Raw genomic sequence first — 15,146 nt, 5'->3', positions numbered from 1 at the left:
CAGATGAAAGAACAGACCATGCTTGATAAAGCCTCTGTCACCGCTGACCGCCTTGCCGAACGCAGCAAAAATGTGCCGCAAGGGGTGCTGACCGCGCATCCTTTGGTGATCGACCGCGCCGAGGGGGCCCATGTCTGGGATATCGAGGGCCGCGATTACCTTGATTTCGTGGGCGGAATCGGTGTCCATAATATCGGCCACAACCATCCGCGTGTGGTCGCGGCGGTCACCGCCCAGCTGGGCAAGATCAGCCATGCCGCCTTCCAGGTGGCCGCCTATGAGCCCTATCTTGACCTCGCCGCCCGGCTGAACACCCTGGTCGGCAAGGGCGAGGACTACAAGAGCGTATTCTTCACCACCGGGGCAGAGGCCGTTGAAAACGCGGTAAAAATCGCCCGTGCCCATACCAACCGCCCCGGCATCGTGGCCTTCCGCGGGGCGTTTCATGGCCGCACGCTTCTGGCCTCGACCCTGACCGGATTCGCCGCCCCCTATAAGCAGAATTTCGGCCCCTTCGCGGGCGAGATCTATCACAGCGCCTATCCAAATGAGCTGCACGGGATCACCGTCGAAAAGGCGCTTGCGGCGCTGCAGACCCTTTTTGACACCGAGGTGACGCCAGACCGCGTTGCCGCCATCATCATCGAGCCGGTTCAGGGTGACGGCGGTTTCCTTCCCGCCCCGGCGGCCTTTATGCAGGCGCTGCGCGAGATCACCCAAAAGCATGGCATCGTGCTGATCTGTGATGAGATCCAGACCGGCTTTGGCCGCACCGGCAAGATGTTCGGCTTCGAGCATTCCGGCATCCAGCCCGATCTGATCACCACCGCGAAAAGCCTGGCCGGTGGCCTGCCGCTTTCGGGCGTGGTCGGGCGGGCGGCGATCATGGATGCGCCCAAACCGGGCGGTCTTGGCGGCACCTATGGCGGCAATGCGCTGGCCTGTGCGGCGGCGCTGGCGGTGCTGGATGCCTTTGAGCATGACGGGCTGCTGGAACGCGCGGTCGCTCTGGGCGAGCGGATGGCGGCGGGCCTTTCGGCGCTGGTTGCGAAATATGACTTTGTCGCCGAGGCACGCGGCCAGGGCTTTATGCAGGCGATTGAGATCACGGGCGCGAATAACAGCCCCGATCCTGACCGCGCGCAGCGTGTGATTGATGCGGCCCGTGCGGGGGGGCTTTTGATCATCAAATGTGGCATCCATCGCAATGTGGTGCGTTTCCTGGCGCCGATTGTGGTCTCGGACGCGGATCTCGACCGCGCCCTTTCGATCCTGGATGCGGCGCTGGCTGCGGCCTGAGGTATCGGCTGACTGGCGGCCTGACACAGGCGTCAGACCAATCGCCCGGGCCATAACAGGCCCGGGCATTCCATATGCGGGACGCAAACAGAAGGTGACGAAATGAGCGATGCGGTTTTTGTCGATTGCACGCCAGAGCTGCGCGCGGTCATGGCAGCAAGGGGGCTTTCGGTGCCCGCAGGCGTAACCATCCATGAGGCCAGCCCGGGCCCAGCCGAGATGATCGCCATGTGCCGCAACGCCAGGGTGATGTTTGTCGAGCACAGCCCGGTTCCCGCCGAGGTGCTGGACGGCTGCCCGAACCTGCGGGCGATTGTCTTTATGGGCACCGGGGCGGGCAGCTATATCGACCTTGAGGATGCGCAAAGGCGCGGTATCGAGGTGCGCACCACCCCCGGCTATGGCGATCGGGCGGTTGCGGAACATGCGCTGGCGCTGCTTTTTGCAGCAGCCCGCAATATAGCAGCCGGTGATCGTGAGATCCGCCAGGGCCTTTGGCAACCGCGTGGCGGTTTGCAGCTGCAGGGGCTGAAGCTGACGGTGATCGGCATGGGCGGGATCGGCACCTGCCTGGCCGATATGGCGGGTGCGCTTGGCATGCGGGTGGCCGGATGGAACCGCAGCCCGCGTCAGCATCCGGCCTATGTCGCGGATCTTTCACAGGCGCTGTCAGGGGCCGATGCGGTCTCATTGCATCTGGGGCTGAACGCGCAGACGCAGGGGATTTTGGGCGAAACGCAGCTTTCGCTGCCGCGCCGGGGCTTTGTGCTGATCAATACCGCCCGCGCGGGCCTGGTCGATGAAGGCGCGTTTTTCGCCGCGCTGGATGCGGGCCAGATCGGCCATGCAGCCCTGGATGTCTTCCCGCAAGAGCCGCTGCCACCCGGCAACCCCTATACCACGCGCGAGAATGTCACCCTGACGCCGCATGCCGCCTATATGACCGATGCTGCCTATGAAGAGCTGTGGCAGCGCACCCTGCTGGCCTATCAGGCGCTGAGCTGAACGCCGATCTTTGTAAGGCGCGTCTGTGCAACATGGGCCTTGCAGAAAAGACGCGGGCCAGATCCGGCCCGCGTCTTTCCGTTCATCTCAGCGCAGCGGCACGACCTTTCCGGGGTTCATCAGCCCGGCGGGGTCAATGGCGGTTTTGATGCGCCGCATCAGCTCTATCCGGGCGGGGTTGCCGAACTGATGCATCAGATCCAGCTTGATCCGCCCGATGCCATATTCGGCGCTGAAGGTGCCGCCCATCATCGCGGCCAGCTCATGGATCAGTGGCGAGACCTCGGCGGTGATGCGGGCTTTCCAGGGGGAAATTTCTTCGCCCGACGGGCACACCAGGTTGAAATGCACATTGCCGTCGCCGACATGGCCATAGACCGACAAAAGCGCCTGCGGTGCCTTGCGCTGCACGATATCTGAGGCGGCCGCGATGAACTCGGCGATCTGTGAGCAGCGCACCGCCACATCATGCTTGACCGAGCCGCCATGACGCACCTCGCCCTCGGGGATATGTTCGCGCAGGTGCCAAAGCGCTGCACGCTGCGCCTCGCTGGTGGCGATGATGCCATCCAGCACCGCACCTTCGCCGATCATCTCTGCCAGAAGCGCGGTCATCGCATCATCCAGCGCCAGCGCGGGCGAGGCCGTCGCCGCCTCAAGCAGCACATAATGACGGGCGTCGCCGGGCAGGGGGTGGCGCAGCTCGCTGTGCGAGGCCAGCAAGAGATCAAGCGACTGGCGCGAGATATATTCGAAAGAGCTGATCTGCTCGCCGCTTTGCATCTGGGCGCGTGACAGCAGATCGGGCAGCGTCTGGGTGCCTTTGATCGCCAAAAGCGCCGTGACACGCTGGCGCGGGCGGCGCATCAGCGACAGCGTCACCCCGGTGACAAGGCCCAGGGTGCCCTCGGCGCCGATGAAAAGCTGTTTCACATCATAGCCGGAATTGTCTTTTCGCAGGGGCGACAGGTCGCTTAGCAGGCTGGCATCGGGCAGCACCACCTCAAGCCCCAGCACGATCTGCCGCGCCATCCCATAGCGCAGCACCGCGATCCCGCCGGCATTGGTCGAGATATTGCCCCCGATCTGGCATGAGGCCTGCGAACCAAGCGCCAGCGGCAGCAAGAGATCGGCCTCTTCCGCTGCGGCCTGCAGATTGGCAAGGATCGCGCCCGCATCGGCGGTCAGCGACAGGTTGGCGGGATCGACCTCACGCACCGCAGACATCCGCTCGAGGCTGATCAGCAATTCGCCGCCCGCCGCATCGGGCGTGGCTGAGGCGCAATAGCCGGTATTGCCGCCCTGGGGCACCAGCGGCACCCCCTCTTCATGGCAGATGCTGACGATCTGCCGGGTTTCTGCCACCGAGGCGGGGCGCAAAAGGGCCCGCGTCTGCCCGGTGTAAAGCCCGCGAAAATCGCGCAGGCGGGGGGCGATGATATCGGCATCCGTCACCACCGAGCCAGCCGGCATCCGCGCCAGGGCGGCGTCAATAGCATCCATATCAGGGCCTTTCAGATCTGTGCAGGCGGCCGCGTCAGGGCACGGCCGCCGATTGCGCTATGGGGCGGTTCAGCGCCGGGCTTCGTCGAAACCGGCAAGGAAGGCCACAAGATTTTCGCCGAGGATCTCGCTCAGATAGCCACCTTCCTGGATGATCGCGGTCGGAAGGCCCGCGCCCGCCAGCATCTGCCCGGCCTTGCGGAACCCCTGGGTGGTGACGCCAAGCGCCCCGTTCGGATCATGTTCCGAGGCATCCAGCCCAAGCGCAACCACCAGCGAGCTGACACCGTGATCGGCGCAAAAGCGCATCGTGCGCTCGATTGCCTTATGCCAGACGGCATCATCCGACCCATGCGTCAGCGGCAGGTTGAGATTGCAGCCCTCTGCCGCCTGGCCCCCGGTTTCATCGCCGTAGCCCAGGTAATAGGGCATGAAGGTGGCGGGATCTGCATGGACAGAGGCCGTAATCACCTCGGGGTTGTCATAGAAGATGATCTGGGTGCCATTGCCGTGATGCACGTCGATATCAATGATGGCGACCTTGCCGCCCAGCTTTGCCTGCAGATGCGCCGCAGCCACCGCCGCGTTGTTCACAAAGCAAAAGCCGCCGGTGCTTTCGGTTGAGGCATGGTGCCCGGGCGGGCGGCACAGCCCATAGGCATGGCCGCGATCTGCGGCGACCGCCTCAGCCGTGCTGAGCGCGACATTGGCGCTGGCCCGCACCGCATCAAAGCTGTGCTGGTAAAGCGGCGTCGACAGATCGGCCATGTGGAACCCGACGCGCCCGATCATCCCATCGGGATAGCGGTGCATCTCGGCGCGGGCGAAATGCGAGGGCAGGACATAGTCCAGCCCCGGCTCGATCTCATCGCGGCGTGCCCAGGCGGTGGCGAGAAACTCGATATGGCGCTTGCTGTGAACGCGCTGCAGCGGCGCGGTGCCAAAATCTGCGGGGGCCAGCATCTCATGCCCGGCGGTCTTTGCGGCGCGGTGCAGCACCTCATAACGCTCGGCGCGTTCGAGGTGCTCGATGCGGCGGCCACGGCGGAAGTAGAAATCCGGCGCATGCAGCAGGCTGTCTTCTGAGTGGAATACTTTCATCTTCGTCCCTGTGTGACGGCTTAAGCGCGCGGGCTGGCCGTTTCAAATGCAGCGCCGCCGGGCACCGCGCCCAGCAGCTGTCTGGTGTAATCATGGCGCGGATTGGCGAATACGGCGGCGGTCTCGCCCTCTTCGACAATGCGTCCGCGGCTCATCACCACGATGCGGTCGCAGATCTGGGCTGCCACCCGCAGGTCATGGGTGACGAACAGGATCGCCAGCCCCAGCCTTTGCTGGATGTCCTGGATCAGCCGCAGGATCTGGGCCTGAACCGAAACATCCAGCGCCGAGACTGCCTCATCGGCGACCAGGACATCGGGTTCCAGCGCCAGCGCCCGCGCGATGCCGACCCGCTGGCGCTGCCCGCCCGAAAACTCATGCGGATAGCGGTCGATGGCATTGGCGGAGAGGCCGACCAGCTCCAGCAATTCCCGGGCGCGGACCATGGCCTCCGACCGGGGCACGCCGTAAGCGACCGGCCCGTCGGTGATGATGCGGCCAATGGTCTGGCGTGGGTTCAGGCAGGCAAAGGGGTCCTGGAACACCATCTGGATGCGCTTGCGATGCGGGCGCAGCGCCGCCTTGCCGAGGCCGCTGATCTCGGTTTCACCGAGGATGATGCTGCCGGCCTCTGGCTCGATCAGGCGCATGCAGCAGCGGCCCACGGTGGATTTGCCGGACCCGGATTCGCCAACAATACCAATGGTTTCGCCACGGCGCAGCGAGAAGGTGATGCCATCTGCCGCCACCACCTCACGCGTGGGGCCAAAGAGGCTGCGCTTGCGGTAGGTCTTGTTCAGGTCAGAGACCGAGAACACCACCGGCGCCGCGGCCAGATTCTTTGGCGCAGGCGGCGTCAGCGAGGGCACCGCCGCCAGCAGCTTTTGCGTATAGGGGTGCTTTGGCGCGCCAAGCACCTCGGATGCGAGGCCTTCCTCGACCAGCACCCCCTTTTCCAGCACCGCGATCCGGTCAGCGATCTCGGCCACCACGCCCATATCATGGGTGATGAACAGAACGGCGGTGCCGTGACGGCGGCGCAGATTTTCAATCAGCCGCAGGATCTGCGCCTGGGTCGTCACATCCAGCGCGGTGGTCGGCTCATCTGCGATCAGCAGTTTCGGCTCCAGCGCCAGGGCCATGGCGATCATCACCCGCTGCCGCTGCCCGCCCGACAATTCATGCGGATAGGCGCGGGCCAGGCGTTCGGGATCGGGCAGGCCGGCCTCGGTCAGCAGCGCAAGGGCGCGGCGTTTGCGCTCTTCGCGGCTGTGCAGGTTATGGGCGGCGAAGGTCTCGACGATCTGGTCTGAAACCCGCATCACCGGGTTCAGCGAGGTCATCGGCTCCTGGAAGATCATGCCCGCCTCGCGGCCACGCAGATCCTGCAGGCCTGCCTGGTCAAGGCGCAGCACATCGCGCCCGTTCAGCATGATCTGCCCGGCTGCAGGCGTCACCGCCTGGGGCAAAAGCCCCATGACCGAATGCGCGATCATCGACTTGCCAGAGCCCGATTCCCCGACCACGCAGAGCGTTTCGCCCGGCGCGATCTTCAGGGTGATGTTCTCAACCGCATGCGGGCGGTCCGACAGCGGCGGCAGTGCAAGGGTCAGCCCCTCGATTGAAAGGACAGGTCCGGTCATTTGCGCCCCCTGGAAAGCCGCGGATTAAGCGCATCATTCAGCCCCTCACCGGCAAGGTTCAGCGCCAGCACGGTCAGGAAAATCGCAATCCCGGGGAAAAAGCTGATCCACCAGCTGTCCAGCAGCCGCGTGCGCCCGGCCCCCACCATATAGCCCCAGCTCATCAGGTTGGGATCGCCCAGCCCCAGAAAGGACAGCGAGGATTCCAGGAGGATCGCCGTCCCCACCATCAGCGAGCCGATGACGATGATTGGCGCAATCGTATTGGGCAGGATCTGGCTGAAGATGATCCTTGGCGTCGACTGGCCGATGGTGATCGCCGCCTGGACATATTCACGCGAGCGCAGCGAAAGCACCTCGCCGCGCACCAGCCTTGCCACAGGCGGCCAGCTGACCACCCCGATCGCAAGGATGATAGAGCCCAGCTGCGGCTGCAGGATCGCCACCATCACAATCGCCAGCGCGAAGGAGGGGATGGTCTGGAAGAACTCGGTGAAGCGCATCAGCAGATCATCCACCCAGCCCCCGGAATAACCGGCAATCGCCCCCAGGGGCACGCCGATCAGCAGGGCGACAATGGTCGAGACCACGCCGATCTGCAGCGAAACCCTGGCGCCATGTACCAGCCCCGCCGCCACATCGCGGCCCAGCGTGTCGGTGCCCATCGGGAAACCGGCCTGGGCAAAGGGCGCAAGGAAGGGCCGCTGAACGGGCTTCCAGGGTGAATTGGGGTAAAGCAGGGGGGCAAGAATGGCGAAGGCCACCACCAGCACCAGGATCACCAGCCCGACCACTGCCGCCGGATTGCGCGAGAAACGTTTGAGAAAAGCGATCATCCTTGCGCTCCTATCCGTGGGTCAACGATGCGATAGACAAGCTCGGTCAGGATGTTGAAGCCGATCACCAGCGCCGAAGAGATAAAGAAAACGCCCAGCAAAATGGGGTAATCGCGCTGTGTCAGGGCATCAAACATCAGCCGGCCGATGCCGGGCCAGGCGAAGACGGTCTCGGTCAGAACCGCGCCGCCCACCAGCTGCCCGGCCTGCAGCCCGGCCAGCGTCACCACCGGCAGGATCGCATTGCGCGCGATGTGATGGCGCAGGATCACGCCCTCGCTAAGGCCCTTGGCGCGGGCGGTTTTGACGAAATCCGACCCCGCGACCTGCAGCATCGAGGCCCGCATCATCCGCACATAGACGGCGGTGAAAAACAGCCCCAGCGTCATCGCGGGCAGGATCAGGTGGCGGCCGATATCCAGCATGCGGGCAAAGCCGCTGAGGTTGGCACCGATGGTTTCATAGCCGACATTGGGCAGCCAGCCCAGCTTCAGCGAGAAGATGATCTGGCTCATCAGTGCGATCCAGAACAGGGGTGTGGCATAGAACATCAGCGAGACCGTGGTGATCGCGCCATCGCTCCAGTGGCCCTGGCGGCGTGCGGCCAGCATGCCCATCAGCGTGCCGACCAGCAGCGAAATCACAAAGGCGCTGCCCGTCAGCAAAAGCGTGGCGGGCAGGCGGTCCATGATCAGGGAAAGCACCGATTGTTGCTGGCGATAGCTGAAGCCCAGGTCGAACTGCAGATAGCTGCCGGCATAGATCCCCAGCTGGGTCAGGAAGGGTTTGTCGAGGCCATATTGCACGCGCAGCTGCTGCAGCAGCTCTTCATCGGCTGCGCCGCCCTGGCCTGCCATGACCTGCGCCGGATCCCCCGGCGCAGCATGGATCAGCAGGAAGTTCAGGATCGCAATCGCCATAAGGACGACCACACCCTTCGCCACCCTGCCAAGCAGGAACATAATAAGGTTCATCGGGATTTCCCTGATTGTCAGCGGTCAGATCATTCGCGCCATGCGTCGCGGAACCCGTCGTTCACACCGATGGCGGTGGTCACGAGGTCTTTGATATCGCAGCGATAAATCGTCGGCTGTTCCATCTCCAGCAGCCACAGGACCGGCAGCTCATCGGTCAGGATCTTCTGCACTTCGCTGTATTTGGCCTGACGCACGGCCTCATCCGCCTCGGCCGAGGCTGCGGCGAAAAGCGCGTCAACCGCCGGGTTGGAATAGCCGCCGACATTGCCGAAGGGGTTTCCTTTGGCGATATTGCTGGAGACATAAGAGCGCGACACCCCGATCGCCGGATCCCCCAGCTGATAGAGGAAGTTGAAGGTCATGTCGAAATCCCAGTCCGAGGTTTTCTGGGTCCAGCCTGCGGTGTCAGAGCTGACCAGCTCGACATTGACGCCGACATCCAGCAGGTTCTGGCGCACGGCCTCGGCCCAGCGGTCCCAGATCTCGCCATAGGGCAGTTTCAGCAGGCGGATCGTCTCGCCTTTATAGCCCGATTGCGCGATCAGCTCGCGGGCCTTATCGGGATCGAAGTCATAGATATTGACCGCCGGATCGTAAAAGCGCGTGGTCGAGGCAATCGGCCCGGTCGGCACGCGGCCCAGCCCGTTCCAGACCACTTCCTGGCCGAAATTGCGGTCAATCGCATGCATCAGCCCCTGGCGGAAGGTTTTGTCGGACAGCGGCCCCTCGCGCAGGTTCACCGCGATCCAGGCGATGGGCGAGGCCATCTCCCAGCCGCCGGTCGTCATACAGGCGCCCTCCAGCGCTGAAAGCCGCGCCACGTCATAAACATCGACCGAGCCTGCAGGCAGCACGTCAATCGTTCCGGTCTCAAAGGCAACCGCGCGGGCTGCGGCATCGGGGATCACCTGCCAATAGATCTCATCGATCTTCGGATGGCCTGCCAGCCAGTAATCGGTATTGCGGACCAGATGGATGTAAGAGCCTTTTTTCCATTCCTGCAGCTTATAGGGGCCGGTGCCGATTGGCGTGTTATTGGCCGGATTGGTGCGGAAATCGGTGCCTTCATAGATATGTTTGGGGATCATCGGGGCCGAGGCCACCTCAAGCGCGGTCATCAGCGGGCCGAAGGGCTGTTTCAGCACGATGCGCACCGTCAGCGGGTCAACCGCCTCGACCGAGGCGATCTGGTTGTCGGTAATCGGACGCCAGCGCGGATGCACCTCACGCAGGAAGACATCCAGCGAGAAAACCACGTCATCTGCGGTGAAGGGCTGGCCGTCGTGCCATTTCACGCCCTCTTGCAGGTGGAACACATAGGTCAGACCGTCGTCCGAGATTTCCCAGCTTTTGGCCAGCGAGGGCTGCGGTTCCAGCTTTTGGTTATAGCGCAGCAGGCCCTCATAGATGTTTCCGGCAATGGTATTGGTGGGCGCGTTCTGGGCCAGGCCCTGCATCAGCAGCGGTGGCTCTGGCTCGATCACGACATGAACCACCGATTCTGCCTTTGCGGCAGTAAACCCCATAGCGGCTGCGCAAAGCGCTGCGGCAAAGGCATAGCGACTGAGTTTCATGGCTTTCTCCCTGATTTATGCTGGGTTCATCCGGGGACGGTCCCAGCATCATTATGATTGGAAGCCGCGCCCCCGGGGGCGGACCCGGGGGCGCGGTTCTGAAAGCCTAGTAAAGAATGCGCAGCAGATTATGCGGAGAACGGGCGTTCACGCGGCACCATGCACCAATTGCGCGGCCAAAATGGCAGGGACTGATCCGCGTGCCTGCTGTATCTGTCTGCCGCGCGCCGGTTTGCGGATCGGCCTGCGGATCGGTCTTTTGCCCGTGGCGAACTGTCGTTTCAGGCAGGCGTGCCGATACGCCACTGATCAGGCGGCGGCGTGCCGTTCACAGCATAATCGCCCACGATCCGGTCTTTGTAGATACGTGGATTATGCGAGGCCAGCGTGCGGGCATTGCGCCAGTGGCGGTCAAGCTGCAGCGATTTTCGCGTCGATGACGCGCCAAGCGCATCGAAAAGCACCGTCGCCGCGTCAAGGATCAGCGATGAGACCACCGGCAGGGCCTGGCTGGTCTCAAGCTCGGCGATTTCAACCGCGCTGAGTGTGGCAGATCCGGGGGCCGGGGCAGCGGGCTGCCCCGAAAGCCGGGCGGCGAAGGCCCGGTCCAGTGCGCGCGCCACCTGCAGCACAATCGCCGAAGCCGCATAGGCTGCGCCGCGCACCTTGCCCACCACCTGCAGCACCTGCGGATCCAGCCGCGATTGCGGCCCCGCGCCATTGCTGTAGATGCGGGTGCGGGCATGAACCAGGGCTGCCAGCTCCTGGCTGATCGCGCGGCCAATCCCCGCAAGCGTCGCCAGATGCACCAGCTGATAAAAGGCAGGCGCATAGCCGAAGCGGCCCTCTTCGATCACGAAATCATCTGCCGCAAGCGCGACCCCGGTAAAGATCGCGGTGCCGCTGGCGGTGCCGGTCTGGCCAAAGCCGTCCCAGTCATCAATCACCTCGACGCCCGGTGCCTCACGCCGGACGGATACGGCGACGGCTGTCGGCCCGTCCGCGGTCTCAAACGTGGCACCGACATCGATCCAGTCGGCGAAAAGCGAGCCTGTGGTGTAGAACTTGCGCCCGTCAAGCCGGTAGCCCTGACCAGAGGCGGTAAGGCGGGTGGCAAAGCCTTCTATCGGGGCGGTGCCGGTCTCGCTCCAGGCGCTGCCGATGGTTTCACCCGCAGCGATCCGCGCAGCCCAGGTCTGGCGGCGCGGGCCGTCGGGCAGGCCGACAATATCCTCGACCAATCCCAGATGCGCCCGCAGCGCCTGGGTGACATTGGAATCGGCCGCCGACAATTCGATCAGCAGCGCGAAAAGATCTGAGGTGCTGGCGCCAAAGCCGCCCTCTGCAACGGGCAGGCGGGCACGGGTAAAGCCCGCCTCTTTCAGCCAGCGGATCGGCTCGGCGGGCAAAAGGCGGCCTGCCTCGCGCCCGATGGCCCCTTCGCGGATCCGTTCAAAAACCGGGCGAAACCGGGCGGCCAGCGCCGGATAGCCGGGGCCTGGGCCCTCGCCCCAGGCGATTTCAGGCTGTGTCATGGGCAGATTCCTTTATGCAGGCGGCTTTTATTGCGGATGGCGGGCCTTGCCGCTGCTGATCAGAAGGCAAAGGATGATGGCGATGCCAGCCCCCAGCTTTTGCCAGTAGAAATCCCAGCCGATCAGCAAAAGCCCGTTCGAGATAATCGCCAGGAACAGCACACCGACCAGGGTGCCCGTCACATTCGGGGCGCGCGACGCGCTCATGGTGGTGCCGATGAAGGTGGCGCCGATGGCATTCATCAGGAAGACATTGCCCGAAAACGGCATATAGGCGCTGACATTGGCGGACAGGAAAATCCCGGTGATCCCGGCGATCAGCGCGACCAGGATATAGACCAGCGCCAGCACCCGGCCAGTTGCGATGCCGGAATAAAGCGCCAGCAGCGGCTGCAGCCCAAGGGTCAGGCTTTGGCGGCCAAAGCGGCTTTTGCTCAGCAAAACCGCGATCAGCGCCGCCAGGACCAGCACCGCCAGCACCGGAACCGGCAGGCCCAGCAGATCACCCCGTGCAAGGAAAGGCAGCGCGGGCGGCACCTGCTGAAAGGGCACGAACAGCGGGTTGCCGCCGCCCGTGGTCAGCTGTTGCACCGAATGGCCGATGAAAAGCGTGCCAAGCGTGGCCAGAAACGGCGTGATCCCCAGCACAGCAATCAGGAAGGCATTGACAATCCCCGCAGCCCCGGCTGCCGCGAGCCCGGCGATGATTGCGGGTGCAACCCCATACCCGGCGGCCAGCGCCGCGACAAAGGCAAGGCTGGCAAGATCGATGGCGGTGGCCACCGACAGATCGATGCCGCCGCTGTGAACCGCCAGCGTCATTGCCAGCGCGACAATCGCCAGCAGGGCGAAATTGTTCACCAGCAGGGCGCGAAGATTGTTCCATTGCGCGAAACCATCGGCAAAGACCGCAAAGAAGGCGAAGGCCAGCGCGACGGCCAGCGGCAATGCGGCCCTGGTCAGCGGGATGCGGCTTTGACGCGGGGGGCGGGCGAAAGAGATGTCAGTCATAATGGGCGCCTCAGCGAGGTTGTGGCAACGACGGCCAGCATCAGCACCCCCTGGATCCCCGCGACCCAATAGCTGGAAATGTTCAGCAGCTGGAAGCCATTGGCCAGGACGCCCAGGAAAAGCGCTGCCAGAAGCGTGCCGCCAATCGTCGGGCTGAGGCGGCGCGAGAAAACCGTGCCGAGGAAGGTCGCGGCGATTACCGGCAGCAGGTATTCAGCCGATCCGGTTGAGCTTGCCCCCAGAAAGCCGACCGAGAAAAGCGCTCCCAGCCCGCCACAAAACCCCGACACGAGATAGGATCCCGCCGTCCAGGCGCGGGTGTTCAGCCCGGCGGCGCGTGCCGCTGCGGGATTGCCGCCGACCGCCTGCAGGTTCAGCCCAAAGCGGCTGTAATGCACGATCAGCGCAAAGATCAGGCTGGTCAGCAAAAGCGCCCAGGCCAGTATCGGCAGGCCAAAAAGCGGATCATGGCCGCCAAGAAAACGGCGCAGCGGTGTCGCCACCAGGATCGTCGTATTGCGCGAGACCACCTGCTCGATCCCGACCGCCAGCGTCATCGAGCCCAGCGTGGCCAAAAGCGGCAGCATCCCCAGCACCACAATTGCAAAAGCGTTGAAGGCTCCAAGCGCCAGGCCAGCCAGGATTGCGGCTGGGATTGCCAGCAGGTCGGGCTGTCCGGCCTGGGCCAGCACCGCATAGATCGCAGCGCCCATCCCCAGATTGGCCGCCAGAGACAGGTCGATCCCGCCCGAAAGCGTGTTCTCGCCCCCCCCGATCACCACCACGGTCAGCCCAAGCGCCAGCACCGCCAGGATCGAGCTTTGCGCGATCACCTGGAACAGATTGCCGGGCCGCAGAAACTGCGCCGAACTCAGCGCGAACACCAGAAGGATCAGCCCAAAGGCCAAAAGCGCCGCCAGCGGCAGCAAAGCCGCAAACCCGCTTTGCCCGGCGTGGCGGGTTGGTTTTGCAGCGATGTGATCCGCCCCCTCTGCCGTAAGATCAGCCATTTGCGGCCTGCCTTTCCGATTGTCCTTTGTCAGGGGCCTGATGGGGTGAACCGGCGATGGCCGCGGCCAGCAGCTGCCCGGAGCTGGTGTCAGCGGTGCTGGCATCCAGCGCGATCCGGCCGCGGTGGAAAACCAGAACCCGGTCTGCAAGCCCCTGAATCTCATCCAGATCGGAGGAGAAGACGATCACCGCATTGCCCTCGGCCGCAAGGCTGCGCAGCAGGCGGTAGATCTCTGCCTTGCCCGCCACGTCGATGCCGATGCTGGGCTCATCCAGCAGATAAAGCCCGGCCCCCCGGCACAGCCATTTCGCTATGGCGACCTTTTGCTGATTGCCACCGCTAAGGCCCGAGACATGGATTTCCTCATGCGGGGCTTTGATTGCCAGGCGCTCGATAAAGGCCCGCGCGCTTTGGCGCTCGGCCCCCCGGCGCATCAGGCCGCGCGGGCTGAAGCGGCGAAGGCTGGCCAGCGTCACATTCTCGCGCAGGGAAAGCGCAAGGCCGACGCCTGCGCTGCGGCGATCTTCCGGGACAAGGGCCACCCGTGCCGCCAGCGCCTCGCGCGGCGAGCGGGGGGAATAGCCGCGCCCCGCCAGCGCCATCGTGCCGGATGTGGCGCGGTCCAGGCCGAAAATCACCCGGGCCAGCTCTTTGAAGCCAGAGCCGATCAGCCCGGTCACGCCAAGGATCTCGCCCTCGCGCAAGTCAAAACTGACATCCGCGAAGGCGGCGCGATGGCCCAGCCCCTGAGCGGCAAAGCGGATCGGGCGGTCGCCAGAAAGGGTGTCGGCGGAATTATGGGGCGGAAACAGGCTGCCGATTTCAGCCCCGGTCATCAGGCTGGTCAGCCTGGTGGTGGTGGTCTGATCTGCCTGAACCGTCGCCACATGGCGGCCATTGCGCAAGACGGTGACGCGGTCGCAGATCTCTGTAATCTCGCGCAGGTAATGCGAAATATAGACGACTGTAATGCCATCGGCCCGCATCTCGCGGATGGCGCGGAACAGGTTCTCAACCTCGCGGCTGGCCAGCGCCACGGTCGGCTCGTCCAGCACGATGACCGAGGGGCCGGTCAGCAGGGTGCGGGTGATATGGACGATTTGCTGCTCGGCGGTGCTGAGGTCGCGGATCAGGGCTTTGGGGGGCAGGCTGGTGTCGAAGTAGCGCCGGATCACCCTTTCGGCCTCTTGCCGCAGTTTTGCGCGGCGCAGCAGCGGGCCGTGACGCCGGATCGCAGGGGTCGCGTAGAACAGTGCCTCTTCGACGGTGAAATTGCCGACCAGCATCCGGTCCTGGAAGATCACCCCAAGGCCGCGCTGGATCATCGCCGCCGGGCTTTCCGCGCGGATCGGCTGGCCGTCCAGCAGGATCTCGCCCTGGTCCGCCTGCTCGATCCCCGCGAGGATCTTCATCAGCGTCGATTTCCCGGCCCCGTTCTGGCCGATCAGCCCATGCACCTCGCCACGCCGGACCGAAAGCGCGGCATGATCCAGCGCCCTGACCGGGCCATAGGTGCGGACGATCCCCCGCAGATCCAGCGCGGGCGTGTCGGTAGAGGCGGGCATCAACAGATCCATTGGTCGGAAAATGGCGGTGGCGGCAAAGAGGGCGCCGCCACTGCGTTCGCAGATGAGGCCAGAGGTTCAGTCG

Annotated in this window: 12 protein-coding genes; 2 read left to right on the top strand and 10 right to left on the bottom strand. The window is 64.3% G+C overall.

Features of this window, described 5'->3' with window-relative positions; genetic code table 11:
• The first annotated feature begins 18 nt into the window (after nucleotides 1–18).
• Together gabT and HOY34_RS16375 are read left to right on the top strand one after the other, a co-directional pair.
• Nucleotides 19–1,299: a 4-aminobutyrate--2-oxoglutarate transaminase gene (gene gabT, locus HOY34_RS16380; protein WP_172364770.1), complete on the top strand. Its 1,281-nt coding sequence runs from the start codon at nucleotides 19–21 to the stop codon at nucleotides 1,297–1,299.
• Between the two features lie 102 nt (nucleotides 1,300–1,401).
• Nucleotides 1,402–2,304: an NAD(P)-dependent oxidoreductase gene (locus tag HOY34_RS16375; protein WP_172364768.1), complete on the top strand. Its 903-nt coding sequence runs from the start codon at nucleotides 1,402–1,404 to the stop codon at nucleotides 2,302–2,304.
• A gap of 87 nt (nucleotides 2,305–2,391) precedes the next feature.
• Here the strand turns inward: HOY34_RS16375 and HOY34_RS16370 are convergent, their stop codons facing one another.
• From HOY34_RS16370 to HOY34_RS16325, 10 genes are all read right to left on the bottom strand, one after another.
• On the bottom strand, nucleotides 2,392–3,807 hold the full coding sequence (locus HOY34_RS16370) for an FAD-binding oxidoreductase (protein ID WP_172364766.1): 1,416 nt from the start codon (nucleotides 3,805–3,807) through the stop codon (nucleotides 2,392–2,394).
• Between the two features lie 69 nt (nucleotides 3,808–3,876).
• Nucleotides 3,877–4,908 carry a histone deacetylase family protein gene (locus HOY34_RS16365; RefSeq protein ID WP_172364764.1) on the bottom strand — a complete coding sequence of 344 codons (1,032 nt, stop codon included), beginning with the start codon at nucleotides 4,906–4,908 and terminating at the stop codon, nucleotides 3,877–3,879.
• A 20-nt stretch (nucleotides 4,909–4,928) separates the two neighbouring features.
• Nucleotides 4,929–6,551 carry an ABC transporter ATP-binding protein gene (locus tag HOY34_RS16360; protein WP_172364762.1) on the bottom strand — a complete coding sequence of 541 codons (1,623 nt, stop codon included), beginning with the start codon at nucleotides 6,549–6,551 and terminating at the stop codon, nucleotides 4,929–4,931.
• Entirely contained in the window at nucleotides 6,548–7,387 is an 840-nt protein-coding gene (locus tag HOY34_RS16355; protein WP_172364760.1) for an ABC transporter permease, read from the bottom strand. Before HOY34_RS16355 ends, HOY34_RS16360 begins: the two co-directional genes overlap by 4 nt.
• Nucleotides 7,384–8,361 carry an ABC transporter permease gene (locus HOY34_RS16350; protein ID WP_172364758.1) on the bottom strand — a complete coding sequence of 326 codons (978 nt, stop codon included), beginning with the start codon at nucleotides 8,359–8,361 and terminating at the stop codon, nucleotides 7,384–7,386. Before HOY34_RS16350 ends, HOY34_RS16355 begins: the two co-directional genes overlap by 4 nt.
• Before the next feature lie 29 nt (nucleotides 8,362–8,390).
• Nucleotides 8,391–9,938 carry an ABC transporter substrate-binding protein gene (locus HOY34_RS16345; RefSeq protein ID WP_172364756.1) on the bottom strand — a complete coding sequence of 516 codons (1,548 nt, stop codon included), beginning with the start codon at nucleotides 9,936–9,938 and terminating at the stop codon, nucleotides 8,391–8,393.
• 281 nt (nucleotides 9,939–10,219) lie between these two features.
• Nucleotides 10,220–11,473 (bottom strand): acyl-CoA dehydrogenase family protein, encoded by a 1,254-nt coding sequence (locus HOY34_RS16340; RefSeq protein WP_172364754.1) that lies wholly within the window; start codon nucleotides 11,471–11,473, stop codon nucleotides 10,220–10,222.
• A gap of 27 nt (nucleotides 11,474–11,500) precedes the next feature.
• Nucleotides 11,501–12,484, bottom strand: coding sequence for an ABC transporter permease (locus HOY34_RS16335; protein WP_172364752.1), 984 nt, complete (start codon nucleotides 12,482–12,484; stop codon nucleotides 11,501–11,503).
• A complete protein-coding gene (locus tag HOY34_RS16330) occupies nucleotides 12,481–13,494 on the bottom strand; it encodes an ABC transporter permease (protein WP_172364750.1) in 1,014 nt (337 codons plus the stop codon). Before HOY34_RS16330 ends, HOY34_RS16335 begins: the two co-directional genes overlap by 4 nt.
• Nucleotides 13,487–15,061, bottom strand: coding sequence for a sugar ABC transporter ATP-binding protein (locus HOY34_RS16325; protein WP_216654805.1), 1,575 nt, complete (start codon nucleotides 15,059–15,061; stop codon nucleotides 13,487–13,489). The genes HOY34_RS16330 and HOY34_RS16325 overlap by 8 nt, the downstream gene beginning before the upstream one ends.
• Between the last annotated feature and the right edge of the window lie 85 nt (nucleotides 15,062–15,146).

The organism is Pseudogemmobacter hezensis, assembly GCF_013155295.1.
Classification (GTDB): domain Bacteria; phylum Pseudomonadota; class Alphaproteobacteria; order Rhodobacterales; family Rhodobacteraceae; genus Pseudogemmobacter; species Pseudogemmobacter hezensis.
This window is presented reverse-complemented; position numbering and strand designations above follow the sequence as displayed.